22 protein-coding genes are annotated in these 25,871 nt (G+C 62.1%); 11 read left to right on the forward strand and 11 right to left on the reverse strand.

Annotation, left to right across the window (positions count from 1 at the left end; translation table 11 throughout):
• Positions 1–2: 2 nt before the first annotated feature.
• The gene (locus tag LMTR3_RS05880) at positions 3–1,442 is read right to left on the reverse strand and encodes an FAD-binding protein (protein ID WP_065744139.1); all 1,440 of its coding nucleotides are present in this window, start codon (positions 1,440–1,442) and stop codon (positions 3–5) included.
• 483 nt (positions 1,443–1,925) lie between these two features.
• On the opposite strand from LMTR3_RS05880, the gene LMTR3_RS05885 reads away from it, so the two are divergent.
• A complete protein-coding gene (locus tag LMTR3_RS05885; protein WP_065744140.1) occupies positions 1,926–3,074 on the forward strand; it encodes a DJ-1/PfpI family protein in 1,149 nt (382 codons plus the stop codon).
• Between the two features lie 116 nt (positions 3,075–3,190).
• Here LMTR3_RS05885 and LMTR3_RS05890 read toward each other — a convergent pair whose 3' ends face one another.
• The 10 genes from LMTR3_RS05890 to LMTR3_RS05935 all read right to left on the reverse strand — a co-directional run bounded on the left by LMTR3_RS05890 (position 3,191) and on the right by LMTR3_RS05935 (position 12,451).
• Positions 3,191–4,273, reverse strand: a complete 1,083-nt coding sequence (locus tag LMTR3_RS05890; protein ID WP_065744141.1) for a zinc-binding dehydrogenase — start codon at positions 4,271–4,273, stop codon at positions 3,191–3,193.
• A 106-nt stretch (positions 4,274–4,379) separates the two neighbouring features.
• The gene (locus LMTR3_RS05895; RefSeq protein ID WP_065744183.1) at positions 4,380–5,324 is read right to left on the reverse strand and encodes a DMT family transporter; all 945 of its coding nucleotides are present in this window, start codon (positions 5,322–5,324) and stop codon (positions 4,380–4,382) included.
• Positions 5,325–5,549: 225 nt separating this feature from the next.
• Positions 5,550–6,407, reverse strand: a complete 858-nt coding sequence (locus LMTR3_RS05900; RefSeq protein ID WP_065744142.1) for an HpcH/HpaI aldolase/citrate lyase family protein — start codon at positions 6,405–6,407, stop codon at positions 5,550–5,552.
• Positions 6,408–6,411: 4 nt separating this feature from the next.
• Positions 6,412–6,867: a MaoC family dehydratase gene (locus LMTR3_RS05905; RefSeq protein WP_065744143.1), complete on the reverse strand. Its 456-nt coding sequence runs from the start codon at positions 6,865–6,867 to the stop codon at positions 6,412–6,414.
• Positions 6,867–7,643 carry an enoyl-CoA hydratase/isomerase family protein gene (locus LMTR3_RS05910; RefSeq protein WP_065744144.1) on the reverse strand — a complete coding sequence of 259 codons (777 nt, stop codon included), beginning with the start codon at positions 7,641–7,643 and terminating at the stop codon, positions 6,867–6,869. Before LMTR3_RS05910 ends, LMTR3_RS05905 begins: the two co-directional genes overlap by 1 nt.
• 69 nt (positions 7,644–7,712) lie before the next feature.
• Positions 7,713–8,429, reverse strand: coding sequence for an ABC transporter ATP-binding protein (locus LMTR3_RS05915; protein WP_065744145.1), 717 nt, complete (start codon positions 8,427–8,429; stop codon positions 7,713–7,715).
• Positions 8,426–9,184, reverse strand: a complete 759-nt coding sequence (locus LMTR3_RS05920; protein WP_065744146.1) for an ABC transporter ATP-binding protein — start codon at positions 9,182–9,184, stop codon at positions 8,426–8,428. The genes LMTR3_RS05915 and LMTR3_RS05920 overlap by 4 nt, the downstream gene beginning before the upstream one ends.
• A gap of 2 nt (positions 9,185–9,186) precedes the next feature.
• Entirely contained in the window at positions 9,187–10,200 is a 1,014-nt protein-coding gene (locus LMTR3_RS05925) for a branched-chain amino acid ABC transporter permease (RefSeq protein WP_065744147.1), read from the reverse strand.
• Complete coding sequence (locus LMTR3_RS05930; protein ID WP_065744148.1) at positions 10,197–11,099, reverse strand: branched-chain amino acid ABC transporter permease; 903 nt, start codon at positions 11,097–11,099, stop codon at positions 10,197–10,199. The genes LMTR3_RS05925 and LMTR3_RS05930 overlap by 4 nt, the downstream gene beginning before the upstream one ends.
• A 92-nt stretch (positions 11,100–11,191) precedes the next feature.
• Complete coding sequence (locus LMTR3_RS05935) at positions 11,192–12,451, reverse strand: ABC transporter substrate-binding protein (RefSeq protein ID WP_065744149.1); 1,260 nt, start codon at positions 12,449–12,451, stop codon at positions 11,192–11,194.
• A 167-nt stretch (positions 12,452–12,618) separates the two neighbouring features.
• Between LMTR3_RS05935 and LMTR3_RS05940 the strand changes: the two genes are divergently transcribed.
• The 10 genes from LMTR3_RS05940 to LMTR3_RS05985 all read left to right on the forward strand — a co-directional run bounded on the left by LMTR3_RS05940 (position 12,619) and on the right by LMTR3_RS05985 (position 25,844).
• Positions 12,619–14,115, forward strand: a complete 1,497-nt coding sequence (locus LMTR3_RS05940; protein ID WP_065744150.1) for an AMP-binding protein — start codon at positions 12,619–12,621, stop codon at positions 14,113–14,115.
• Positions 14,112–14,768 carry a TetR/AcrR family transcriptional regulator gene (locus tag LMTR3_RS05945; RefSeq protein ID WP_065744151.1) on the forward strand — a complete coding sequence of 219 codons (657 nt, stop codon included), beginning with the start codon at positions 14,112–14,114 and terminating at the stop codon, positions 14,766–14,768. The genes LMTR3_RS05940 and LMTR3_RS05945 overlap by 4 nt, the downstream gene beginning before the upstream one ends.
• Entirely contained in the window at positions 14,758–15,531 is a 774-nt protein-coding gene (locus tag LMTR3_RS05950; protein WP_065744152.1) for an SDR family NAD(P)-dependent oxidoreductase, read from the forward strand. The genes LMTR3_RS05945 and LMTR3_RS05950 overlap by 11 nt, the downstream gene beginning before the upstream one ends.
• A 15-nt stretch (positions 15,532–15,546) precedes the next feature.
• Positions 15,547–17,457, forward strand: a complete 1,911-nt coding sequence (locus LMTR3_RS05955; protein WP_065744153.1) for a flavin-containing monooxygenase — start codon at positions 15,547–15,549, stop codon at positions 17,455–17,457.
• Positions 17,458–17,996: 539 nt separating this feature from the next.
• Positions 17,997–18,626 (forward strand): 2-hydroxychromene-2-carboxylate isomerase, encoded by a 630-nt coding sequence (locus LMTR3_RS05960; protein WP_065744154.1) that lies wholly within the window; start codon positions 17,997–17,999, stop codon positions 18,624–18,626.
• A gap of 120 nt (positions 18,627–18,746) precedes the next feature.
• Entirely contained in the window at positions 18,747–19,688 is a 942-nt protein-coding gene (locus LMTR3_RS05965) for a GAF domain-containing protein (protein ID WP_065744155.1), read from the forward strand.
• A gap of 174 nt (positions 19,689–19,862) precedes the next feature.
• Positions 19,863–20,087 (forward strand): hypothetical protein, encoded by a 225-nt coding sequence (locus LMTR3_RS05970; protein WP_065744184.1) that lies wholly within the window; start codon positions 19,863–19,865, stop codon positions 20,085–20,087.
• A gap of 352 nt (positions 20,088–20,439) precedes the next feature.
• Complete coding sequence (locus LMTR3_RS05975; protein ID WP_065744156.1) at positions 20,440–22,134, forward strand: TolC family outer membrane protein; 1,695 nt, start codon at positions 20,440–20,442, stop codon at positions 22,132–22,134.
• A 256-nt stretch (positions 22,135–22,390) separates the two neighbouring features.
• Positions 22,391–24,604, forward strand: a complete 2,214-nt coding sequence (locus tag LMTR3_RS05980) for a type I secretion system permease/ATPase (protein WP_245319775.1) — start codon at positions 22,391–22,393, stop codon at positions 24,602–24,604.
• Positions 24,591–25,844 carry an HlyD family type I secretion periplasmic adaptor subunit gene (locus LMTR3_RS05985; RefSeq protein WP_065744157.1) on the forward strand — a complete coding sequence of 418 codons (1,254 nt, stop codon included), beginning with the start codon at positions 24,591–24,593 and terminating at the stop codon, positions 25,842–25,844. Before LMTR3_RS05980 ends, LMTR3_RS05985 begins: the two co-directional genes overlap by 14 nt.
• Positions 25,845–25,871: the final 27 nt, after the last annotated feature.

Here is a 25,871-nt window from a genome sequence, read left to right on the forward strand (position 1 = left end):
CGTCAGAATACATTATATCCCGGCGCCAGCAGATGTTGTGGATCGTAGCGCCGCTTGGCTTCACGAAGCTGCGGCCAGCTTGATCCGAAGTGAACCTCCCAATCGCCAGGCGACATGGCGAAGGCACCGACCGGATACTGAACGCCGCCAGCTTCGCGAATGCGATCGTAGAGCGTACGATTTGCCGCAACCATCCGCTCTGCCGCCGCCGCATCGTTTGATGCGGGGATGCGAATGAGATTGAAGACGAAGACCATGTCTTCCTTCGGCAGGCGAACCAGCGGCGTGCGAAACGCTCTCGTGAGCAAAGGGTAGAGAGTTATCCGCCCGAACGGCCCAACGGCATCGCCCTTCAGGCCAGCCAGAATATCGCCGGCGACCCGTTCGGCGTTGCTGCCGCGCAGGAACGTCAACAACCAGGGCTGCGGATTGGACCATTGGCCTTTGGAGCGCAGCAGATTTTCAAATTTTCCAAACGCCAGGGCATCCTCGCGATAGGTCAGGTCAGTGATGACGGCGGCGCCGCGCTCATCCGACAATCCGGAAAGCACCGCCTTGTCATCGGGGGCCGAGCCGCTGCTATAAGGGATCGCGCCGTCGAGCTGGTACCGCCAACCGCCGCTGCCATCGGGAAGAATGGCCCCCTGCAACTGGTCGAAGCGCCCTTCCGTCAGCACGCGCCGCTGGTCCGCCATCAGGAAGCGCAAATCGCGGTAGAAGAGCTGAATGCGCCTGATACGCTCGGGAGCGCGCACCAGGCGCAGTGTTGCCCGAGTAACGATGCCGCATTGGCCCAGGCCGGCGCGGACGCCGTCGAAGAGATCGGCGTTACTGTCCGCCGAGCAACTCAGTTCATTGCCATCGCCCGTCACCACGTCCAGCGCGATGACGTTGTCGGTTTGCATGCCATGCCGGGATGACGTCGCTCCGATGCCGCCCACCGCGATCGTTCCTCCGACCGATAGACCGAGATAGTTGGTCAGCACCGGCGGCGTGAGTCCCTGCGCCAAGGTTGCGTCAAGCAGATCTCGCCATACTGCGCCGGCGTCGACCACGACGCGATCGTGCTGGATCTCGCGGATTGCGTTCATCGCGCTCATATCGACCACGACGCCGTCCGCGGACAGCGAGCGGCCATAGATCGAGTGGCCCTGACCGCGCGCCGCCACCTTGACATCGGCGCCTCTGGCCCAGCGCATCAGGCCCGCAATGTCGGCGCTCGATGCGGGCCTGAGCACGCCGCGCGGTTGCTGGTGAATGAGGCGGCCAAAATCATGGGCCGCGGCGGCGCGAACCTCCGGCTCGAGGCGGACATTGGCAGGCAGAGGCGAACCATCTGACGACACCGCTTGCGCCGATGCTGCCAAGGCGCTGGCGTGCGAAGCGAGCGCGGCGGTGACGCCGAGGCCTGCGCCCAGGAACATACGTCTGTCCGATGGCATGAAGCCCTCCTTGTCCAGAGGTCGTGACACTCACCCGCAAAGCTGCGGCCTCACCCGGCATGAGACAATGGCCACTGGGCCGGATGGACATTCCCGCAAACCGGGAGGATCCCGGCGGCAGCGATCGCCGTTCATGCTGTGTGAAAGTCTCTCAGCTTGCGTTCCCCGGACGCTGCGCAGCGCGTCCGGGATCGCGCTTTGCGCGACTCCGGCGGTGCGCTGCAGAGCCGGGGTCCATCTCGCGGGTACAATGGGTCCCGGCTCTGCGGCGCAGCGTACCGGACGATGCTTCGCATCGCCGGGACACGCTGCACCGCGTCCGGGATACGAGATTGAGGCGGACTTCGTCGTCGAGGTCGCCGCTGTCATTTCACATTCCTGGACGCATGGCCGTTTTCGCCGGATTTACGTCATTTCAGGCGGATCACTGCGGCTGTAGACTGTGGTTGGTCGATATGAGTGAGGGCGCGTGCCGGCAAACCGATGAATTCGCGACGTGTATTGTGGAGCGCGCTCGGCGCAGTCGCGCTTGTCGCCGTGGTCGGCGGAGCTTGGATTTTCTCATTGCCACCGGCGCCCTCGGCCGCGGCCCCGCCGGCGATCACGCAAGACGAGCGTGATGCGACGATCGCGGCGCTGAAGCCGCCGAAGCGGCAGCGTCCGCTGATCGCCATCATCGGGATCAACGACGCCACCGAGACCACCGACTATCTGATGCCCTATGGCATCCTCAAGCGCGCCGACGTCGCCGATGTCGTCACGCTGGCGACGAAACCGGGGCCGGTGACGCTCTATCCGACGCTCAAGGTCGAACCGCAGGCGACCATCGCGGAGTTCGATGCACAGCATTCTCACGGCGCCGACTATGTCATCGTCCCCGCCATGAGCCGCGACGACGATCCCGAGGCGCTGCAATGGATCCGGAGCCAGTCGGCCAAGGGTGCAATCGTGATCGGCGTCTGCGTCGGTGCCAAGGTGGTCGGCGATGCCGGGCTGCTGCACGACAAGCAGGCCACCACGCACTGGTATTCCGTCAAGGAGTTGCGCGGCAAGCATCCCACCATGCGTTATGTCAGAGACCGGCGGCTGGTGGTCGACAAGGGCGTGGCGACGACCACTGGGATCACGGCGTCGATGCCGATGTCGCTCACGCTGATCGAGGCGATTGCCGGACCTGACAAGGCGCGCGCCGTCGGCCGCGAGATCGGCCTCGCCGAGTGGGATACGCGCCACCAGAGCGACGCGTTCAAGTTCACGCGCCCGTTTGCGCTGACGGCTATCCGCAATACGGCCGCGTTCTGGGCGCATGAGCAGCTCGGCATCGAACTCAAGGGCGGTGTCGACGAGGTGTCGCTGGCGCTCGTCACCGATGCCTGGTCGCGGACCTATCGCTCACAGGCGGTGACGTTCGCCAGCACTGGCGGCGCGCAGCACAGTCGCGGCGGCTTGCGGATCATTCCCGACCAGGTTGCGGCGAGCTGGCCCGCGGCGCGATTGCTGCCGGCGAGCGAGAATGCGAAACCGGCAGAAGCGCTGGACAACGCGCTTGCGGGCATTGCTGCGCGCTACGGAACGGATACCGCCGACTTCGTCGCGATGCAGCTCGAATATCCGAAGCATCCGACGCCGTAGCATTGTAGTGCCGTAGGGTGGGCAAAGCGCAGCGTGCCCACCATCAAACGAGATTGTGGATGAATGGTGGGCACGGCGCTACGCGCCTTTGCCCACCCTACCCTGCTAGACGGCCCTCACCGCCACGGCTCGACGATGATCTTGGTGTGCACTCCCGGGTTGGCGAGATCGGCAAAGGCCTTGGCGACGCCGCCGATGCCGACGGTGGAGGTCACCATCGAGGCAGCGTCCACCTGCCCTTCCGCGATCAGGCGGAGCGAATAGGCGAATTCCTCCGGCGTGTAGCCGAGCACGTATTGAACGTTGAGCTCCTTCAGGATGCCGAGCATCGGCTCGGAGCGGTCGGTCTCCATGCAGACGCCGACCACAACAATGCGGGCATCCCGCGGCGCGCCTTCGAACACCTGCTGGATCAGGCCGGGCACGCCGACGCATTCGAAGATCAGCGCGGGTTTCAGCGCCGGCAACAGCGCCTGCAGCGGCGGGCGCGCGGCCTTTTCCTCCGGCGACATCTGGGCATGCTCGGCCCAGGTCGCGTAGGGCTGTGAGCGTGCGGGATCGACGACGACGTCGGCGCCGAGCTTTTCGGCGAGCGCGCGGCGGGCCGGCGAGTAATCGGCGGCCACGATCGGGTGCAATCCCCTGATCTTCAGCGCTGCAATGACGGCGAGCCCGACCGGGCCGCAGCCGATCACCAAGGGCACCTCGCCTCCCCTGATGTTGGCTTTTGCCACGGCATGAACGCCGACCGCGAGCGGCTCGGTGAGCGCGGCGTGCTCGGCGGCGAGGCCGTTCGGAACTTCGAGCAGCAGTGCTTCGCTGAGCAGCAGGCGCTCGGCATAGGCACCGACATTGTCGTTGGAATAGCCGATACCCTGCGGGCCTTCCGGGGTCAGCAGCGCCGGCAGCGAGCAAACCTTGGTGCCCGCCTTGAACTTGCCCGTGGTGCCGGGACCATAGTCCAGCACCTCGCAGCAGAATTCATGGCCGAACACGACATCGCGCGAAAGGTCCATCGGCTTGCGGCCCGGAAAATGCCTGGCGAGCTCCACCATGCGGTGCGCGTGCTTGCGCGCGTGCAGGTCGGAGCCGCAGATGCCGCAGGCCAGCGACTTCACCAGCACCTGCCCGGCACCGGGTTTCGGCTCCGGCATCTCGTCGACGACAATTTCCCCGTTGCGGAAAATGGCTGCGCGCACGAAGGATCCTCCCGGTGATTTTGCTCACCTTAGCACGGAGGATCACCACGAATAGCGTACAACGCCCTTGCCGGCGTAGGAACTGGTGCCTTGTGGGTGACCTGGATCAGGCGTTGGGCGACGACTCGCCCGAGACCGTCAGAAGCTGCGAGCGGCGGACGCGTTCGCGATGGGCGGTGTAGAGGCCTGAGGCGACGATGAAGGCGGCGCCGGTGATCGTGTAGGCATCCGGGACTTCGCCGAAGATCAGGAAGCCGAGTACGCTGACCCACAGCAATTGCGTGTAGGAAAACGGCGCCAACACGGAGGCGTCGGCGTAGCGGAACGCCAGCACCACGATCCACTGCCCCGCGGTCGATGCGACACCGATCAGGATGCCGAAGGCGATATCGTGCCAGGTCGGCGTCACCCAGACGAACGGCACCAGCGCGGAGAGAATGAACAGGCCCGCGATCGACGAATAGGTCATGGTGGTGATCGCGCGCTCGGTGCCGCTCATCATCCGCGTCATGATCAGCGTGCAGGCCCAGGCCAGCGCCGAGACCAGCGGAAAGAACGCCGCGGGGTGAAACGCGCCAGTGCCGGGACGCAGGATGATCAGCACGCCGACGAGGCCGACGCCGGTCGCAATCCAGCGGCGCAGGCCGACCTTCTCGCCGAGAAAGATGATCGACAACGCCGTGACGAACAGCGGCGCGACGAAACCCGTGGCGGAGGCTTCTGCAATGGGAAGAAACCGCAGGCCGGAGATGAAGAACAGCGACGAGCCCAACAGCGCTGCGCCGCGCAACAGATGCAGGCCGCGGCGTTTGGTCTGCAGCGCATAGAGCGGGGAACCCGGCAGCATCGCCGGCGTCATGATCATCGCGAACACCAGGAAGCGGATCCAGGCGATCTCGATCGACGGCAGGGTCGCCGACAGATATTTCGCCGTGACGTCGGAGGCGCCGAGAAACACCGTCGAGGCCAGCACCAGCGCGATACCCTTGAACGGCCGATCGGCGCGCGCGGGCGCCTTGCGGATCGTCGACTTCTTTTCGGGCAAAGGCAGGTGAGCGCTGTCCAGCCTGGCGGCTGCGGCGGGGGGCGGTGTCACGGCAATCTCGATAGGCAGCAATTTTCGAATCGGGCGAGGTTGTAAAAAACACCAATTCGCCCGGTGCGACTAGGTCCGAAAACAGGATGCGGATATGCGCTGAGGGCGCGATGGCAACACTTTGTTAAGGCAATACTTTGTTAAGGCAATACCTTGTTAAGGGCTGCGCAGATGAGCGCGCTACCGTCCTCGCAACGCCAGAATCTTCTCCGCGGCGCGCAGATGCGGCTTGTCGATCATCTTGCCGTCGATCTTCACGACACCTGACGTCGGATTGTCGTTGAACGCTTTCACGACCTTCTCCGACCAGGCGATTTCCTCATCCGTCGGCATGAAGGCGGCGTTGACGACATCGACGTGCTTGGGATGGATCACCGCCTTGGCAAGGAACCCATCCTGCCGCGCGGCAATGGATTCTTCCCTGAGCGCGTCGAGATCGTTGATGTCGGTGGCGATGGTATCGATGGCGACGACGCCGGCTGCGGCCGCGCTGATCAGGCAGAGATCGCGCGCCAGCAGGAACGGACCATGAAAGCGGCCGGCGGTCCGGTTGCGCGACGCGCCGAGCGACGCGGCGAGATCCTCGGCGCCCCACATCATGCCCCACAGGCGCGGGCTCATGTTCTCGAAATCCAGCAGCTTGAGCACCGCCCTTGCGGTCTCCGTCGCTACGGTGACGATCCTCGTCGATCCCTGTTCAATCCCGGCGGCGGCCTCGAAGGCATCGAGATACAGCGACAGACGGTTCACGTCGGCAGCGCCGGCGCATTTCGGCAGCACGATGCCGTCTGGCCGGCCCGGCATGACCGCGGCCAGGTCGCCAAGCGTCAAGCCGGTATCGAGCGCGTTGACGCGGACATACATCTTCTGGTTCGGATTCCGGGCGTCGAGCATCTCGCGCACGATCCGCCGCGCGCCGACTTTCTCATCCGGCGCGATCGAGTCCTCGAGGTCGAGGATCAGCGCGTCAGCCGCAGTCTTCTTGGCGCTCTCGAACTTACGCAGGCTGTCGCCGGGAACGAACAGGAACGATCGCATCGGTTTACGCCTTCGGTTTGCAATGCATCAGGCCAGTTCGGCGGCAGCTTGCCACCACCTCGCCGCGCTGATTGGTCATGGTGTGCTCAAACTCGACAATGCCCTGGTTCGGCCGCGACTTGCTCTCACGCTTGGAAATGATCCTGGTGTGCGCCCTGAGCGTATCGCCATGAAATACCGGTTTTGGAAATTTCACATCGGTCATGCCGAGATTGCCGATCGTGGTGCCGAGCGTCGTATCGTAGACGCTCATACCGATCATGATGCCAAGCGTATAGAGGCTGTTGAACAGCCGCTGGCCGAATTCGGTATTCTCGGCGAAATGCGCATCGATATGCAGCGGCTGCGGATTCATGGTCAGGAGACTGAACAGCGTGTTGTCCATCTCGGTCACCGTGCGGCTGAACTCATGATGGAATTCGCGGCCGACTTCGAACTCCTCGAAATACAATCCCGCCATCAGCGCCCCCTGTAGTTTGGCGTTCGCTTCTCGACGAACGCATTCAAGCCTTCCTGACAGTCCTCCGTCGTTGCAACGAGTGCAAAGCTCTCGGCGGCATTTTCGACCGAGCGGCGGAAATCGGCGTCGACCGCCCGCATGAAGGCATCGCGCCCGATCTTCATGACGATGGGTGATTTGGCCGCAAGCTTGCGCGCGATCTCCCGCGCCCGATCCAGCGCGGCTCCCTTCGGAACGACCTCACTCAGCAACCCCATGCGAAAGGCGGTTGCCGCATCGAAAGGCTCGCCCAGGAACAGCGGCCCAAAAGCCTGGTGCTTGCCAACCAGCCGTGGCAGTTGCACGAAGTGAATGGCCGGGATCAGCCCGACATCGATCTCCGGATAGCCGAAGGTACAGCCTTCGCCCGCGATGATCATGTCGCAGGAGATCGCAATCGTCATGCCGCCGGCGCGAACCGCGCCGTCGACTGCGGCAATCGTCGGCTTACCCATGCGATACTGGATATCGTTGAGCGCGAAATACAGCCGTTCGAGAAACTTCTTGGTCTCGATTCCAGGCTTGCCTCGGACGATGTCGAGATCGAGCCCGGCGCAAAACACCTTGTGCGCACTGCCGATGATAACGGCGCGCGCCGCCTCGTCGTCCCTCGCCTTCGAAAGCGCCGCCAGCAGCGCGTCGATCAGGTCCATGCTGAGCGCATTGACCGGCGGGCGATCCAGCATGATCTCGGCAATATTGCTAGATACAGAATAACCAACCAGATCGGTACTCATGCCGTGCCTCCCCTGACCTGACGCACCGCGCCGGCCTCGACCAGATCGTCGATAGTGCTAGGCCGAAAGCTACAGCGCGAGATAGCGCTGCCGAATGTTTTCGTTGGCTTTCAGCTCTTCGATCCCGGATGTGTAGACGATCTGGCCCTTGTCGATAACCGTCGCGTGGCTCGCAAGGCCAAGGCAAAAATGCATGTTCTGCTCGGCGATCAGCACGGTGGCTCCGGTGCCGCGGAGCTGCCGCAAGAGTTCGCCGATCCGCTGCACGATGATCGGCGCCAGCCCCTCGCTCGGCTCGTCCAGCAGCAGCAATGCGGGATTGCCCATCAGCGTGCGCGCGATCGCCAGCATCTGCTGTTCGCCACCCGACAACCTTCCCGCGATCCGATGCCGCAGCGGCTCCAGCAGCGGAAACACCTCGTAAATGCGCCGGATCGGCCATTCGTCCTCGCCGTTCGGCCCCTTCTTTGTCCCGATGACCAGATTGTCCTCGACCGTGTGTTCGGGAAAGATCTGGCGATCCTCCGGCACGAAGCCGAGGCCGGCGCGCGCGATGTGATGCGGCTTCAGCCCGGAGACAACCTTGCCTTGCAAGGTGACCGTGCCGCGGCGGGCCGGCGCGAGCCCCATGATGGCCTTCATGGTGGTCGATTTGCCGGCGCCGTTGCGGCCGAGCAGCGCCATCGTCTCGCCCTGCCGCACCGCCAGGCCGACGCCGAACAATATCTGGCTGGTGCCGTAATAGACGTCGAGGTCTTCGACCTGCACGACCGGCTGCGCACTCATACAGTGATCCCCGCATGATGTTCGGTGCCGAGATAGGCCTCGATCACCGCCTCATTCCGGCGGATCGCATCCGGTTTGCCGGTTGCAAGTATGCGGCCGTAGCAGAGCACGACGATCTCGGGCGCGATCTTGAACACGATATCCATGTCGTGCTCGATGAACACCACCGTGATCTTCTGCGTCTCCCAGAGCTCTCTCACCTTCTCGATCATGCGCCAGCGTTCTTCAGTGCCCATGCCGGCGGTTGGCTCGTCGAGCAGCAGCACCTTGGGATCGAGTACCAGCGCGAGTGCGATATCGAGCAGCTTCTGGTCGCCATGCGACAGCGTCGCCGCGGTGCGGTTTCGCTTGCTGGCCAGTCCCAGCAATTCCATCGCATGCTCGGCGCGGTCGCGGGTCTCCGCCAGCGGGAAGCGACGGTGCAGGAGGCCGGCTTTGCGCTGATCGGCGCACACCGCTGCCAGCATCGTCTCCTGCACCGTCAGCGACGGAAAGATGCTCGCGACCTGGAACGCACGGCCGATGCCGTGGCGAACGATCTCAGGCGGCGTGCGCCCGGCCAAGTCGAGGCCGTTGAGCAATATCTGGCCAGCGTCGGGCTTCAGCGCGCCGGTGATCAGGTTGAAGAAAGTGCTCTTGCCGGCGCCGTTGGGGCCGATCACGGCGGTGAGCGAACCGTCCGCGAAATCCAGCGTGACATTGTCCGTCGCCTTGACGCCGCCGAACGACTTGGAAAGGGAGCGTATCTCCAGCATCGCTAGCCGCGCTCCCTGGCACCGTTACGGCGTTGCGCGTACCATTCGACGACGAAATCCATCAGGCCCTTCCGCAGGCCGATCGCAAAGAACAGGATCACGATCCCCAGCACGAGGCCGTGATAATCGGTCAGGCGGGTGACGGTGTCGTTGAGGATCAGAAGCAGCACGGTGCCGACCATCGGCCCGAGGAACGTGGTCACGCCGCCGAGCATGTTGATGAAGATGCCTTCGCCCGAAATGGTCCAATAGGCGAATTCCGGATAGGCCCCCGAGACGAATAGCGCCATGATGATCCCGCCGGTCGAGGCGAACAGCGCCGCGAGCACAAAGATCGTCAACTTGGCACGCCAGACGTCGATGCCGATGAAGCTCGCACGCGTTGCGTTGTCGCGGATCATGCGCAGCGTGTAGCCGAACGGCGACTGTGCGATCCGATGCATCAAGAACAGCCCGATCACCAGCAACGCGCAACTCGCGACATAGAGATGCAATTGGTTCGACAGATCAATGCCCAAAAATGGCGGTCGCGGAATGCCACCACGCAATCCCTGATCGCCGCCGGTCAGCGATACCCAGGACAGAATCGTCGAGTGGATCAGCATCTGGAACGCCAGTGTTACGAAGGCGAAATAGATTTCCTTCAGCCGCACGCAGATGGCACCAATGACGAGGGCGACGACAAGCGTGATCGCCAGCGTTGCAACGAAAGCCACCGGGACGGGAACGCCGGTCTTCTGCATCATCAACCCGAAGCCGTAGGCGCCGAGGCCGAAGAACATGCCGTGGCCAAACGAAATCAGGCCGGTGTAACCGACCAGAAGGTTGAGCGACGTCGCGAACAGCCCGTAGGCGGCGCAGCGGATCACGAAGTCGAGCAGCAATTTGCTGCTGAAGACCGCCGGCAACAGCGCCAGCACGACAAAGACCGCAAGCGCGATCACGGCATCCCGATTGCGCCGGGTCTTTGCTTCATGGGGGACCTCGAGTGCCTGCTCGGCCTGCAATTCGGTCATGCGACCTCCTTGCCGAACAGGCCGGTCGGCCGCGACACCAGCACGATCACCATGAACAGGTACATCAGCCCCTCGGTAAACAGCGGAAAGCCCAGTGAACCGAACGAGCGGATCATGCCGATCAAGAGCGCCCCGATCAACGCGCCGAGGATCGAGCCCATGCCGCCGATTACGGTGACGATGAAGGATTCGATCAGCACCGAAAATCCCATGCCGGGCGTCAGCGAACGCACCGGCGCCGCGAGCGCCCCAGCCAGTCCCGCCAGCATGCCGCCAAGCGCGAACACGCCGCCGTAGATCAGGCCGGTGTTGATGCCGAGCGCGGATACCATGCCCGGGTTATGGGCGGCCGCCCGGATTACCTTGCCGATCCTGGTGCGGGCAAGGCCGAGGCCGAGGATCATGGCGGCCACGAGCGCAACACCGATCAAGAGCAGATAGTATGGTGGCACCACCCCGCCGGCGATGAACAGCGGCGCTACCTGGAACGCCGCCGGCATGCCCATCGATTTGAACTCGGGCCCCCAGATCATCCGCACCACGTCATCAAAGATCAGCACGAAGGCGTAGCAGACGAGAAGCTGCATCAACACGTCAGCGCCGTAGACCCGGCTCATGAAAACGCGTTCGAAGATGAGACCGAGGATGGCGGTACCCGCCGCACCACACAGCATCGCCAGCGCAAAACTGCCGGAGAACTGATAGGCCGTCATCGCGAAATAGGCGCCGAACATATAGAAGGCGCCGTGGCTGAAGTTGACGACCTTCAGTACGCCGAAGATCAGCGTCAGCCCGACGGCGACGAGAAACAGCAACATGCCGATGATGAAGCCGCTGGTGGTTTGCGTCACCAGACAGGCGGAGCTGGCGAGACAGCCGGTAAGCGCGTCGAGGTCCAAGGGAGAACATCCATTCGAGCGCGCCGGAACAGCACGCGAAGATCATTCGGCGGCGAGCGGGCAGCTTGCGCCGCCTCCGCCGTCGCGTTCAATCAGGTATAGCCCTTGCTCTTCTTCCACTCGGCTTCGAGTTCGAAGATCGTCTTCCAGTCGCCCGGCTGAACTTGCGGCACGTAGGGCTCCTGTGGGATCGTGGTTCCCCAGCCGATCGCATAACCCACCAGCGTCTGGTCCTCCGCACGCATCGTGACCGTGCCGTCGGCGCCGAACGGAGACTTGATCTTCAGACCGCGGAGCGCCTCCGCAACCTTCTTGCCGTCGGCGGAATTCGCCTTCTTGGACGCCTCCGCCAGCAGCATGATCGCCGTCGCATTCTCCCAGGACCAGTTGGTGGGATACTCATTGTATTTCGCCTTATAGGCATCGCCCCACGCGGCGTTCTCCGGCGTTGCAGGATATGTCTTGATATAACGGTTACCGGAGTGAATGCCCTTCGGCAGGTTCTTCACGACAGTCAGCGCGGTGTAGTCGGCCATGTTGACTGCAAACACTTCCATCTGACTGAACAGCGCGTAGATGTTGGCCTGGTCGATGTAGGACGTGAGGTCGCCGCCCCACAGGCAGGAATACAGCGCCTGCGGCTTGGCCTGCAGGATTTTTGTCACGACCTCGGTGTAATCAGGCTGGAACAGCTTTGGCCAGGACTCGCTGATGATCTCGATGTCGGGCGCGAAGCGCTTCAGATACGTCACGTATTCGCCGGTGGTGTCGCGGCCATAGGCGTAATCGGGCGAACAGGTCGCCCATTTCTTCAGCCCCTTGGCTTTCGCAATCGCCGCCGCATAGCTGCCGCCGACGATCGAGTCATGCACGCCCTGACGCGCGGTGCGGAAGGCGTTCGGAATGTGCTGCTTGGGATCGGCGGTCAGCGCGGAAGTTTCCGAATTGGTGTGAAGACAGAGCACGCCGAGATCGCGCGCCACCTCGTGCACCGCGAACGCGCCCGACGACGCTTCCGCGTCGATCAGGATTTCACATCCGTCGGTGTTGACGAGCTCGCGCGCGACGCGGGCGGCTTCCTGCGGCTGCCCCTTTGAATCGCGGATCACCATCTCGATCTGGCGTCCAGCGAGACCGCCGGCAGCATTGACCTTCTCGACTTCCAGCATCACGCCATTGCGCGATGAGGTTCCAAGCTGTGCCACGCGGCCGGAGAGAATGGTCGGCATGCCGACCTTAATGGTCTTGGCTTGCGCGCGCGCCACCCAGGGCGTCGCGAATGATACGGCACCGGCGCCCATTATCGCCAACGTCGCACGTCGGCTTACGCCCGGTTTGCGGGTTCTCGTCATTGCTTCCTCCCTGTGGGGTTGGCGTTCCCAATCCCTTCCGGAGATCGTGACGTCTCCGTATGCCAGAGGATTTCAGAGCGAGGGGGGTGACGTCAAGCCAAAGATGAATTACGAGTCAGAATTCATATATCGGAAAACCAGACCGAAAGCGGCGTTTCGAGCGGCAAATGATCAACCTTTCGAGCTTCATCGCTTTCCACGCCAGGCGGACGCCGGACCGCTGTGCGCTGAAATACCGCGGCGAGGATGTCTCCTACGCCACATTCGATGACCGCATCCGGCGGGTCGGCGGCTGGCTCGCCGCGCGCGGGATCGGCCCCGGCGACGTCGTCGCGGTGCTGATGCAGAACAGCACGGCCTTTCTCGAACTGGCATTTGCGGCCAGCCACATCGGCGCGGTGTTTCTGCCGATCAATTATCGCCTGTCCGCAGATGAAGTCGGTTACATCGTCGCCAATTCCGGCGCGCGCATCCTGATTGCGGACGAAGAACTCGCAAGGCTTGCCGCCAGCGGCGCACCGGTAGTGCTGCTCGACGCGTCAGCGCAATCCACGGTCACGCGGCTTGCGCCCGACATCGCGCCCGCCCCGATGCAGGTGCGGCAGCCGCGCGACCTGATGCGGCTGATGTACACGTCAGGCACCACCGACCGCCCCAAAGGCGTGATGCTCACTTACGAGAACATGTACTGGAAGTCGGCCGATCAGACGCTGGCTCTGGGATTGAGCGCAGAAACGCGATTGCTGGTGGTCGGTCCGCTCTATCATGTCGGCGCGCTCGACCTGCCGGGTATTGCGGTGCTCTGGCATGGCGGCCTGCTTTCCATCCACCGTAACTTCGAGCCCGAGCAGGCGCTCGCCGCCATCGAAGCCGAGAAGCTCAACGCCGCCTGGTTTGCGCCGGTCATGACGACCGCGATCCTCACCTGCCCGACCCGCGACCGCTACGATGTCTCCAGCCTGCGATGGGCGATCGGCGGCGGCGAGAAAACCCCGGAAGCACGCATCCGCGCCTTCTCCGGCTACTTCAAAAATGCCCGCTACATCGACGCCTATGGGCTGACGGAGACCTGCGGCGGCGACACTTTCATGGAAGCCGGCCGCGAGATCAAAAAGATCGGTTCGACGGGGCGCGCCATCGCCCATGTCGAAATCGAAATTCGCGATGACGCCGGCAACCGGCTGCCATCAGGCCAGAACGGCGAGATCTGCTTGCGCGGACCGAAGGTCACGCGAGGCTACTGGAAGGATCCGGAAAAGACCGCCGCCGCTTTCTTCGGCGACTGGTTCCGCACCGGCGATATCGGTTATCTCGACGAAGATGGCTTCCTTTATCTCACCGACCGCAAGAAGGACCTGATCATCTCGGGCGGCGAGAACATCGCCTCCTCCGAGGTGGAGCGCGTCATCTACGAGCTGCCGCAGGTGCGCGAGGTTGCCGTGGTCGGCATGCCGGACGAGCGCTGGGGCGAGAAGCCGGTTGCGGTCGTGGTGCTTTCGGACGGCGCCACGCTGGATTTGCCTGATCTCATCGAACATTGCCGCACGCGCCTCGCCGGCTTCAAGGTACCGAAGCAACTCATTATCCGCGATCATCTGCCGCGCAATCCTTCGGGCAAGGTGCTCAAGCGCGTGCTGCGCGCCGAACTGGAAACTCACGCATGACGCAATCATCGCAAGCCGCATCCGGTAAGGTCACGAAGTTGAACCGCGTCGAGCGCAACGCTTGGACCAAGCGCAGATTGTTCGACGCCGCCACCAAGATCGTCGGCAAGTACGGTTACGCCGAGGCTTCCGTCGCCCGCATCACCGAGGCAGCCGGCGTGGCCCAAGGCACGTTCTACAACCATTTCGAAAACCGCCAGGAACTGCTCGATCAGTTGCTGCCGAAGATCGGCATCGACATGGTTCACTTCATCCGCGAGCGCACCGGGACCGCAGATGCCGCGAGGCAGGAGATCGAGCGCTTCAGCGCCTTCTTCGATTTCATCCGCGAGGTGCCGGAATTTTTGCGCATCCTCAACGAGGCCGAGTATTTCGCACCGGTCGGCTACCAGAAGCATCTCGATAATATCGCGACCGCCTATGTGCGCATTCTCAAGCGCGCCCGCACGGCCGGCGCCATCGTTGATTTCAGCGACGAGGAGTTCGAAGCCATCGTTCACATGTTCATGGGCGCGCGCGGCTACCTGAGCCGGCGATACTCATACTCCGACGGCGCGGTAACGGCCGCGCCCGACCATGTCATCTCCGCCTATCGAAAGCTGGTCACGCGTGGGCTGTTCACACCGGATAAGGGCAACAGCCATGACCGCTGAAGGCATCGTTCTCGTCACCGGCGGCTGCCGCGGCATTGGCGCCGCCACCGCGATGCTTCTCGCCGGACAGGGCCAGAAGGTCGTTATTGTCGATATTGCGCCCGAACCGCTCGCGGACACGCAAACCATCCTGTGGCCGATGCCCTTCGATGTCGCGAGCGAAAGTGCTGTTGTCAGCGGCATCGCCGATATCGAGGCCGCGCATGGCCCGATCACAGGGCTGGTCAACGCCGCCGGCGTGTTCGGCAAGATGCACAAAATCGAACGCGTGCGGATGGAACAATGGGACCGCGAGGTCAATATCGATCTGCGCGGCACGTTTCTGGTGGCCCGAAGCGTCGGCGTGAAGATGGCCGAGCGCCGGCGCGGCGCGATCGTCAATGTCGCCTCCGTTGCCGGCATGACCTCAGGCCCGATCCACGCCTATACCGCGGCGAAGGCCGGTGTCATCCAGATCACGCAGACGCTGGCGGCCGAATGGGGACGCAGCGGCGTCCGCGTCAACGCGGTCTCGCCCGGCTTCACGCGCACCGCGGCGCTGGAAGCCGGCATCGCTTCGGGCGCGCTGAACAAAAAGTGGCTCGAAAGTCCGACCGCGATGAACCGGCTGGTCGAGCCGATCGAAGTCGCGCAGGCCATCGCCTGGCTGCTTTCACCAATGAGCAGCGGCGTCACCGGAATCAACCTTCCCGTCGATGCCGGCTATATCGCCGGCACCACTTGGGCCGCCTATGGCGGCTTGCCGAAAGCACCGGGCGCGTAAAACGAGGACACCAGCATGAATATCGAGCTGCCGCGCAAGAAACTCGATCTGTCATCGGCCATCGCCGAGGGCGATATCCGTGTCCTGCTGATGGTGCTGGTGCACATGACCGGCGATGAGCGCTGGCTGGAACCGCCTTACAGGCCCAAGCGCGACGTCCGCCTGATTCCGGATCCGCAGGCCGGCATGCCCCCGGAAATCCAGGGCGAGATCCGCGCGGCCGTCTTGAAGCTGTTCGCAAACGGTGAACCGAAGCCCGTCTTCACCGATCCCGGCAATGAATTGATGCTGAAGATGATGCGGGCGACGCTGGGCGAAGACGTGGCACCTGAATATGCGTCGCTGATGCGCGAGGAAATGGGCTTCATTCCCCGGGAGGCGCGCTGGACCAAACCGCCATCGGACGAAAAGCTGGCGCAGCAGCACGTGCTGATCGTCGGCGCCGGTGTCTGCGCCATCGCGCTCGGCGTCGCCCTTGGCCGGCTCGGCATCCCCTACACCATTGTCGAGAAGAACGACGAACTCGGCGGCACCTGGTATGTCAATCGCTATCCCGGGTGTGGCGTCGACACGCCCAACCATTCGTACTCGTTCTCATTCGGCCCGCGTAATCCGTGGACGCGCTATTTCGCCCAGCGCCAGGAATTGCTCGATTACCTGAAGAAGGTGGCGCTGGAATACGACATCCGAAAGCATCTCCGGCTCAATACGGAGCTGACGTCGTCGCGCTGGGACGAGAGCAAGCGACGCTGGATATCGACGTTGAAGACCGCCAATGGCGAAGAGATATTTGAATCGAACACGCTGGTCAGTGCGATCGGTCAGCTCAACGACCCCCACCCAGCGCACTTCAAGGGCGAGGAATATTTCAAGGGCGTGATGCTGCACTCCGCCCTGTGGTCCGACAACATCAAGCTCGACGGCAAGCGCGTCGCCGTCATCGGCACCGGCGCTACCGCCATGCAACTGGTGCCGTCGATCGCCGACCGTGTGGCGTCGGTCACCGTTTATCAGCGTACCGCGCAATGGGCACGCCCGGTGGCGGGCTATTCCGATCCCATCGCCGAGGGCGCGCAATGGCTGCTCGTGCACCTGCCGTTTTATGTGCAGTGGTATCGCTTCAATATGTTCTGGCGATATGGCGACGGCCTGCTGCCGTTCCTGCGCAAGGACCCCGACTGGCCGCATCCCGAGCGTGCCGTCAACAAAGGTAACGACCGGCATCGCGAGGAGCTTACCAATTTCATTCTCTCGGAGTTGAAGGATCGCCCCGATCTGATCGAGAAATGCGTGCCGACCTATCCGCCTTATGGCAAGCGCATCCTGCTTGACAACAACTGGTTCAAGACGCTGACGAAGCCGAATGTCGAACTGGTCACCGACAGGATCGACCATTTCGCGCGCGACGGCATCGTCGCCTCCGACGGCAAGTTGCGGCCCGCAGACATCATCGTCATTTCCACCGGATTCAAGGTCACGGAGATGGCGGCTCGCCTCAACATCACGGGGCGCGATGGAAAAAATCTGAAGGCGGCCTGGGCCAACGACAACCCAACCGCCTATCTCGGGCTCACGGTGCCGAACTTTCCAAATCTTTTCGTGATGCTCGGCCCCAATTCAGGTCCCGCACATGGCGGCAGCGTGATCTTCCAGTCGGAGTGCCAGAGCCGCTACATCTCGGCTTGCCTCGTCGAAATGATCGAGCAAGGTATCGCTGCGATCGATGTTCGCCCCGAGGCGCACGATCGATACATCGAGAAGGTGGATGCCGAGCACGCACAACTGATCTGGACGCATCCCGGGATGACGACCTATTACCGCAACAAGCAAGGTAGAGTTTTTTCGGCGATGCCATGGCGTTTCGTGGACTACTGGTCGATGACCCACGATCCTGATTTACAGGATTACCGCCACATGAAGGCCTGACATACATGCGCGCGGGAACCCGACAGATGTGTTTACTTGACACCTGCCTTCATCTGCCGCAGCATTTAGCACGACTGCACCTGTAGGAGTTGCGGAGCATTGGGCTCCCCGCTCCGCAGGCATTGGCGGCTCGGTTAGATGATCGAGACGACACGCAGCGGAAGCGGACGCATCGTCCGTTGGCCAACTCTTGGAGAGGAGCATGACGCCACCGGATCAGCCCGGTGACCTTGCTCAGCGCAAGGTCCAGGTGCGGTTGAGGTCATAAGCAGCTGCCAGCCTCATTGCACCTTCAACAATCCAAACCTATCCGCAGGACTGGAGCGCAAAGGCCACGCGCAAGCCGGATCCTGAGAACATACTGGTGTCTACCAGAAATCCTTCGCCTATAACGAAGATGTAGGGCCCCGCGATGCTCTTATGCACCGGGGCCCATTCGTTTTGGCGGGGCCCATTCATGTGGAATGTCAAAACCGCGTCGCATGGTTCCGTGCTCTACTCGGATCGGAGATACTGATCCGATGGAACGGGGAAACGCCATGGATAGGCCGCGCGTCCGCGTCTACACCGACTACAAGAGCCCCTACGCGTTCGTCGCCAACAAGCGGCTGTTCGAGCTCGAGGAGATCTACGGCGTCGAACTCGAATGGCTGCCCTACACGCTGCGCATCCCGGAATTCATGGGCACGGTGGAGGAGCGCACGCCGCATTTTTGGCGCAAGGTGCGCTACGCCTATATGGACGCGCGCCGCTACGCCAATGCACAGGGCCTCATCATGAAGGGTCCGCGGCGCATCTACGATGCCTTCTATGCCAGCGCCGGCATGCTGTTCGCGCAGCGCCACGGCCTGTTCCGCTCCTATCATGACACGGTTTTCCGCCGGTTCTGGAGTCATGATCTCGAGATCGACGAGCTCTCCGAGATCTCCAGCGTGATCGCCTCGCTCGGCGGGTCGTCAGAAGAATTCGAAGCTTACGTCCACGGCCCCGCGCGGGCAGAGCACGACCGCATCATCAATGAGGCGGAAGCGCTCGGTGTGTTCGGCGTGCCGACCATGGTCTTCAATGGCGAATTGTTCTGGGGCGGCGATCGCATCGACATGCTGATCGAGCGCATCCGGAATCCACAATCGATCGCGACGGCGCTCGGCAATCGTCACCGGACGTGAGATCGCAGACAAGGACCGAGACCCCGCACGAACTTTGGGCGGCGCCTGCCTGTAATTTGATCGCACATATCGTCGTCAGATCGCCGATGCTGACGTCAGGCGTAGCGACAGGTGCGTCCGATGAAGACATTCATTCGCGTCGTTGAATTGTGGGTGCCCGACCGAACCCGCACGCGCCTGGAATTCGGCGGCTGCCTTTGCAGCGACGAATATTTGGAGTTCAAGGCTGTCAGCGAGAACGCGCTGTTTGCCTATGACGAAGGGCTGCCCGGCAAGGCCTGGGCTTGCCGCCGTCCCGTCATCCTCACGAAATTTGCAAACTCCTATTTCAAGCGCACGGATGAGGCGATCGAAGCCGGATTGAGCTGCGGCGTGGCGCTGCCGGTTTTTGCCGGCGAATTCCTGATGGCCGTGATGGTGCTGCTTTGCGGCGACGACGAAAAGCACGTCGGCGCGATCGAGCTCTGGCACAACGATCCCGAGAAGTCCCACGAAATGGGACTGGTCGACGGCTATTACGGTACCGCCGACATGTTCGAGTTGAATTCACGGCATACAAAGTTCCCGCGCGGGTTTGGCCTGCCCGGCCGTGCGTGGAAGGCGGGCATGCCGCTCATTATCAAGGACCTGCACAATGCCAGGAGTTTCCTTCGCTGGGAGGAAGCGAGCGAAATCGGAATCAATTGCGGTGTCGGCATTCCCTACACGACGCCGCCGGACCAGACCTGGGTCATGACCTTCCTGTCTGCGCAGGCAACGCCGATCGCCAGGCGTTTCGAGATCTGGGTGCCGAACCCGGCGCGAACGGAACTGGTGTTTCAGTCTGGCGATTGCAGCAGGAATGCCGATCTGGCCTCACTCTACACCGCAAAAGCGATACGTAAAGGCGAAGGCAGTATCGGCGGCGCCTGGGCGACGGGCATGCCCGCCATCAACGAGCATCTGAAGGTCGATGACTCCATCGCAGCGCAGACGGCTCGCGCAGCGGGCATGAACCAGATCGTCGTTCTTCCCGTGATCGAAAACGCCCTGCTCAGGGCCGTCTTGGCCTGGTATCTCTGAAGGCGCCTTCAAAAATTCAGCGCGGCGCACGTACACGACAACGGCGCAGGGTCGTGTCAACAGATGGTGATTAAAACGAATTAAATATTGCTACTCGGCCGGAATTTAAATGAGATAATCCTTGCCAAAATAACCGGTGGGAGGCCCGTCCAAAATAACCGGTGGGAGGCCGTCATGGATACCCGCGCGCAAGAAGAGTTCAACGACCGGCGGAACTTTCTCATTTCGGCAGGCAGGTTTTCAGCCGTAACTCCTCCAGCGATTACCTTGTTGCTGTCTACTTCCTTGACATCCGACGCAATCGCGGGTTCGGGCAACGGCCTGCGGAAGGGTAACAACGGCTACGGCAATGGTGGTGGTGACAACAGCCCAAACGGCAAGGATGACCAATACCGCTAACGAAGCTGCGCGGTCATCAACCGCCTATTAGCCCGCTCTTTGAGCTAGCATGGCTTCCGGGGACCAGCCCCCAAGCCCAACCCGGAAGAAGGCGGCCCCAGTTTCTTTCCAGAAACTGGGGCCGTTTCGCTAGATGCCTGCGAGCCGTTGCCGCCGATCCCATCGGCCCGTCGGTATTATGCTACTAATTAACCGGAACTCACAGTTATTCAAGGATGCCTTAAGTTGGGCAAACGTGTGGCTGAAATGTCATAGGGGAATCCGGTTCCGTTTGCTAGCTTGTGCCCGATTTAGCGCAATTATTGAAGCGTTTAACATCAAGTTTTTTCAAATTGGGTGGGGACGGGGGCAGATGAAATCGTCGTTTTGTGCGGTCGCCAGCGTGCTTTTGGCGACAGCCGCGCCTGTGGCTGCGGAACCCTTTTCCATTAATGATGCATTGAAGCAGGCCACTCTCACGAATCCGGGCGTCGGCGAGGCATCTGCAAATCGGCGCGCAACAGAGTCAGAACTCCGCCAGACGCAGAGCACATTGCTGCCACAGGTTCGCGTGGAGGCCCGGTACGGTCCTGAAAAATTCGACCAGAGCGCTGCGGTGGTGAGCGGTTCGGCGCTGCCGGTTCCCGCACCCGGAACTGGCACTTGGCGAAATGGAACCCAAGGGTCGGTTGTCGTACGACAGGTACTGTTCGATGGATTTGCTTCCATTCATGACATCTGGCGGCAAACGGCCAGGGTTAACGCGGCCGCCTTCCGGGTCCGGGAACGGACAGAACTGATCGCGCTGGATGCAGCGGAAGCCTATGTTGATGTCGTCCGGTATATGAGGCTGGTTGATCTCGGGCAGCAAAACGTTGCCAACCACGAGCGGATATTCGCCAACGTGCAATCCCGCTTCTCGGGCGGTCGGGCCGGCGAAGGCGACTTGGAACAGGCGCGGGAGCGCGTGGAAAACGCGAGGGCGACGCTCGCGGAGTTTCGAAGGAATCTGGAGGAGGCCCGGGCCAAGTACCGCAAGGTCGTGGGACTGGAGGCGTATAATCTGCGCTTCCCGGCCCCGCTGGCGGGGTTGCCGGCTACCAGGGATGAAGCGCTGGCGATCGCGGTTCGCTTCAATCCGACCATCAGGGCTGCGCAGGCAGATGTGGACGCGGCCAAACACGCTTTCCGGGTCACGGACGGCGCTTTCGTGCCAAACGTCTCGCTCGAGGGCCGGGCGACCCACCTCGACAATACCTATCCGTATCTCGGCGTTACTCACGACGACTATAGCGGCAAGGTCGTGATGTCCTGGGACGTCTTCCGCGGCGGCCAGGATGCGTGGCGCCGCACCGAGATGGCCGAGCGTCACACCGAAGCGACCATGCGTCACGCGCGGTTGCAGCGGGACGCGCTGGAGTCCATCGACAAGGCTTGGGCTGCGCGGACGGTTACTGCAACACGCGTTGCGGCCTTGACGCGTCAATTGCAGGCGGACCGGAAAGCCATCGCGGCCTATGATAAGGAATATGAACTCGGTCAACGGTCGTTGATCGATCTGCTCAATGCGCAGAACCAGTATTTCAACGCGGCGGTCTCGCTGACCTCTTCGCGTGGCGTCATTGTCTTCGCCGACTATCAGATGCTGGCGGCGATGGGGACGCTGCTTGAATATCTCAAGGCTCCTCCTCCCGTGGATGCTGCGCCGATCGATCTGGCGCCGCTTGGCCTGCCCGTCTACAAGTTTCCGACGCCACGCGTGACCTTGCCGCAAACCGGATCGGAGCCGCTGCGTGTTGCAAATGCGGCCATCGACGCTTCCGCAGCTCCCTTGGCCTTTGCTGCCGCGGAACCACGGGCAGGCTTTACCGATCGCTGGCCGCGTGGGGCTGTCGCAGCAAGGATGCTCGGAGCGCCGGAATGGTTCGCCCAGAAGCATGGCCGTAGCCCAAGCCAGGCGGTCGTCGCTCACGTCGACCCGACGGCGCAGCTATCGATGTCGTATGCTTCGGCGTATGAGGGCAGGCCGTATTGGCTGTTGTCGGCCTTCCCCTCCGAGAAGAAGTAAACGACAGTTATCTGAGGTGAGCGTTAATATAATGTGCGGTTAATGACGCCGGAAGTGTCTGCTAATTAACTGTCTGAAAGAATAGCCGAATCCAGCCCATGCTTCGGACGGCGCTTTATTATATTCTGATGGCTTATTAGCCGCGTCGGTTGCGCGGGTCCTATTTACTTTACTGATGATCAGAGGCACTAGGTTGTTCTCGCGGACCTCCAAACAGGCGCAAGCTCGGCTGGCCAAAGACGAAGCGGACGGGGTCATTAGCGCCGCCGACGTCCATCCGCCACGTCAGGACCCCCTCGCAGCGTCCCTGACCTATCTGGCTGCCCATCATGGCCGAGCGGTAAGTCGCGAGGCGTTACTGGGCGGGCTGCCCATCCTTGATGGACGGCTGTCGGTCGCTCTCTATGACCGTGCCGCCAGGCGCGCCGGACTGGAAACCGAGGCGGTCAAGCGGGACATCCTCGACATCCCCGCCATCGTTCTCCCTGCGGTCCTGATCATGAAGACCGGCAAGGCGCTGATCCTTCTGGGAATCGATCAGGCTAGCCAAAGCGCCAAGATCCTAGACCCGACGAACCAGCCTGCCGCGCCGCAGGTTCAGAGCATCAAAGCGCTCAATGCGGATTACACAGGCTACACCTTCCTGGTGAGAGCCGCGACCGAAGCCAATGCGCGAGCCGTTGCCGCGGGAGATCTTCCCCGGAACCACTGGTTCTGGTCGGTCGTCAAAGTGCATTGGCGCAGTTACGGGCACGTTGCTCTCGCAGCCTTCCTGATCAACATGCTCGCGCTGGCGACGCCGCTATTCACCATGAGCGTGTACGATCGGGTCATTCCGAACGGCGCGCTCCCCTCTCTGGTCGCGCTGGCGATCGGAATGGGTCTGGCCATCGTTTTCGACTTCGTGCTGCGCACTGTGCGGAGCCGCATCATCGACATGACCGGGAAGACCGCAGACGTCGTTCTCGCCGCCAACATCTTCGAACACGTGATGGCGGTGAAGATGGCGCAGCGTCCGACCTCAGTCGGCATCATCGCCAATCAGCTTCGTGACTTCGATTCGGTTCGCGAGTTCTTCACGTCCGGCAGCGTGGTCTCTGCGACGGACCTCATTTTCGCCGTGCTCTTCATCGCCATCCTGTTCACGATTGCCGGTCCGCTGGCGTGGATTCCGCTCGTGATGCTGCCCATCATGCTCGCGCTCGGATTTACGATGCAGCGTCCGCTCGACCGCGCCATAAAACGAATGCAGGCCGAGTCCGCTGCACGCCATGGCGTGCTGGTGGAATCCCTCGCGGGGATGGAAACGGTCCGTGCAACAGGCGCCGAGGCCCGGATGCAAACGGCCTGGGAGCGGTCGGTCGCAGCAACCGCGCGGTCGGGAGAAGACGTCCATTTCTGGTCGTCGCTGACATTGACGAGCGCGAATGCGGCGCAACAGCTTACCAGCCTCCTCCTGCTCATCATCGGCGTGTTTCTCATTCTTGACGGCAAGCTCAGCGTTGGCGCCCTCGTTGCTGCCAATATGCTGGCTGGCAGGGTTTTGGCGCCGATTGCCGGGATCGCGTCCGTCATTACACGCGGCACCCAGACATTGTCTGCGCTCAAGTCGATCGACCGTATCATGTCGCTGGAACGCGAGCGGTCTCCGCAACGCGCCTATGTCGCCCGCAAAATTGAGCAGGGCCGCATCAGCTTCGAAAACGTCAGCTTCTCGTATCCGAACGCGCCCGGCAAAGCGCTCGACAAGGTTTCCTTCAAGATCGAGGCCGGCGAGCGAATTGGAATTATCGGCCGTGTCGGCTCCGGCAAGACAACGGTCGGACGTCTCCTGCTCGGTCTCTACGAGGCGGAAGAAGGACGCATCCTCGTCGACGGCGTCGACTCCCGGCAATATGATCCGTCGGACCTGCGCGCCGGCATCGGATTTGCGATGCAGGACACCGACCTCTTCTTCGGGAAGCTGCGCGACAACATTGCGCTGGGCAAGCCCGAGGCGACGGACGAAGAGGTGCTTGCTGCGGCACGTCTGTCCGGCGTCGAGAGCTTTATCGCCAACCATCCCATGGGATACGACATGCCCATCGCCGAAGGTGGCCGCAGTCTTTCGGGTGGGCAGAAACAGGCGATCGGGCTGGCGCGCGTGCTCATCAGGAAGCCTCGCGTGCTGTTCCTGGACGAGCCCACCGCGCATTTTGACGTGCGCAGCGAAACTGAATTCCTGGAACGGCTCAAGGGCATGCGCGGAGAACAGATGACCATCATCATCTCCACCCATCGCCTTTCGCTTCTCGGAATGGTCGATCGTCTGCTGCTGTTTGACAATGGTCGGCTGGTTGCAGACGGACCACGGGACAAGGTCCTCGCTCTGCTGCAAGGCAAGCCTGCGGCAGCTCCGCCCGAAACCGTGGCTCAACCCACTGTCGCGCCTCGCGCAGCCCTGGTGCAAAATCCCAATGCCGGCATCTGATTTTGCCTTCGCCAATGACATCCGTGCGGCAGCGGCAATGCGCACACCGCGAACCTCGCGCATGCTCTTGCAGGCTTTCCTCGCCCTGCTCGTGACGTTTCTGGTCTGGGCGCATTTCGCGGTCCTCGATGAAGTTAAACGGGGCAATGGCCGCGTCGTGCCTTCCCGCCAGACCCAGGTCGTCCAGACCCTTGAAGGCGGTATCGTCGGTGACATCCTCGTTCAGGAAGGCGCCATCGTTAATCAGGGCCAATCGCTGATGCGAATCGACGACACCAAGTTCGCGTCCGAGTTTGGTGAGATCAGGGAACGACGCGGTGCGATGGCGGCGCGCGTTGCTCGACTAGAGGCAGAGGCGCGCGGACGAAGCGAGATTATGTTCCCCGAACAACTCGACCAAGTGGTTCCCGCGGCAGTCGCTACCGAGACCAGCGTCTTCAAGATGCGGGGACAAAAGTTGGCGCAGGATGTGGACGTCCTAAAGCAACAGGTAACCAGACTGACGGGCACGCTCAAGCTTCTGGAACGCGAACTCGAACTCACCCGCAAGCTCTATGAGCAGAAGGTGGTACCCGAGATCGAGATGCTGCGGCTCGACCGCCAGGCCACCGAAATGCGCGGGCAGCTCGCCGAGGCACAATCGAAGATCGCCAATACCCTTGCGTCCTTTCGATCGCAGGCAGACGAAGATCTGGCCAAATCAAAGGGAGATCTCGCGGTTCTGGATGAAAACATCAAATCCGCTCAGGATCGCGTGCGCCGCACTGACCTGAAGGCCCCGGTGCATGGCATCGTTAATAAATTGAACGTGACGACGATCGGTGCGGTGGTTCAGCCCGGCGCCAATGTTATGGATATCATCCCGTTGGATGACACGCTGCTGGTGGAAGGCCGCATACGGCCCCAGGATATCGCCTTCATCCGCCCCAATCAGGACGCGGTGGTAAAGCTCTCGGCTTATGACTCGTCGGTGTACGGCTCGCTAAAGGGCAAGGTGGAGCGGATAAGCGCCGATACTATCGTCGATGATAAGGCGGCCGACCGGTCGGAGCGCCAGGAAACCTTCTATCGCGTAATGGTTCGCACCGATAAGAACCATCTGGGTACGACCGATAACTCGTTGCCGATCATTCCCGGCATGGTCGCCACGGTCGAGATCCTGACAGGCGAGAAATCCGTGCTCGATTACCTTCTCAAGCCGGCCCGTACCCTGCGGGACGAGGCCATGCGCGAGCGGTGAGGATGTTGCTTAACGGAACGTTACTCT

This window comes from Bradyrhizobium sp. LMTR 3 (assembly GCF_001693485.1).
Taxonomy (GTDB): Bacteria; Pseudomonadota; Alphaproteobacteria; order Rhizobiales; family Xanthobacteraceae; genus Bradyrhizobium.

What these genes read in the sequence shown, in the direction of transcription:
- LMTR3_RS05880 (WP_065744139.1), bottom strand. Translation starts at nt 1,442, where the DNA reads ATGCCATCGGACAGACGTATGTTCCTGGGCGCAGGCCTCGGCGTCACC.
- LMTR3_RS05885 (WP_065744140.1), top strand. Translation starts at nt 1,926, where the DNA reads ATGAATTCGCGACGTGTATTGTGGAGCGCGCTCGGCGCAGTCGCGCTT.
- LMTR3_RS05900 (WP_065744142.1), bottom strand. Translation starts at nt 6,407, where the DNA reads ATGCGATCGTTCCTGTTCGTTCCCGGCGACAGCCTGCGTAAGTTCGAG.
- LMTR3_RS05905 (WP_065744143.1), bottom strand. Translation starts at nt 6,867, where the DNA reads ATGGCGGGATTGTATTTCGAGGAGTTCGAAGTCGGCCGCGAATTCCAT.
- LMTR3_RS05910 (WP_065744144.1), bottom strand. Translation starts at nt 7,643, where the DNA reads ATGAGTACCGATCTGGTTGGTTATTCTGTATCTAGCAATATTGCCGAG.
- LMTR3_RS05915 (WP_065744145.1), bottom strand. Translation starts at nt 8,429, where the DNA reads ATGAGTGCGCAGCCGGTCGTGCAGGTCGAAGACCTCGACGTCTATTAC.
- LMTR3_RS05920 (WP_065744146.1), bottom strand. Translation starts at nt 9,184, where the DNA reads ATGCTGGAGATACGCTCCCTTTCCAAGTCGTTCGGCGGCGTCAAGGCG.
- LMTR3_RS05925 (WP_065744147.1), bottom strand. Translation starts at nt 10,200, where the DNA reads ATGACCGAATTGCAGGCCGAGCAGGCACTCGAGGTCCCCCATGAAGCA.
- LMTR3_RS05935 (WP_065744149.1), bottom strand. Translation starts at nt 12,451, where the DNA reads ATGACGAGAACCCGCAAACCGGGCGTAAGCCGACGTGCGACGTTGGCG.
- LMTR3_RS05940 (WP_065744150.1), top strand. Translation starts at nt 12,619, where the DNA reads ATGATCAACCTTTCGAGCTTCATCGCTTTCCACGCCAGGCGGACGCCG.
- LMTR3_RS05945 (WP_065744151.1), top strand. Translation starts at nt 14,112, where the DNA reads ATGACGCAATCATCGCAAGCCGCATCCGGTAAGGTCACGAAGTTGAAC.
- LMTR3_RS05950 (WP_065744152.1), top strand. Translation starts at nt 14,758, where the DNA reads ATGACCGCTGAAGGCATCGTTCTCGTCACCGGCGGCTGCCGCGGCATT.
- LMTR3_RS05955 (WP_065744153.1), top strand. Translation starts at nt 15,547, where the DNA reads ATGAATATCGAGCTGCCGCGCAAGAAACTCGATCTGTCATCGGCCATC.
- LMTR3_RS05960 (WP_065744154.1), top strand. Translation starts at nt 17,997, where the DNA reads ATGGATAGGCCGCGCGTCCGCGTCTACACCGACTACAAGAGCCCCTAC.
- LMTR3_RS05965 (WP_065744155.1), top strand. Translation starts at nt 18,747, where the DNA reads ATGAAGACATTCATTCGCGTCGTTGAATTGTGGGTGCCCGACCGAACC.
- LMTR3_RS05970 (WP_065744184.1), top strand. Translation starts at nt 19,863, where the DNA reads ATGGATACCCGCGCGCAAGAAGAGTTCAACGACCGGCGGAACTTTCTC.
- LMTR3_RS05975 (WP_065744156.1), top strand. Translation starts at nt 20,440, where the DNA reads ATGAAATCGTCGTTTTGTGCGGTCGCCAGCGTGCTTTTGGCGACAGCC.
- LMTR3_RS05985 (WP_065744157.1), top strand. Translation starts at nt 24,591, where the DNA reads ATGCCGGCATCTGATTTTGCCTTCGCCAATGACATCCGTGCGGCAGCG.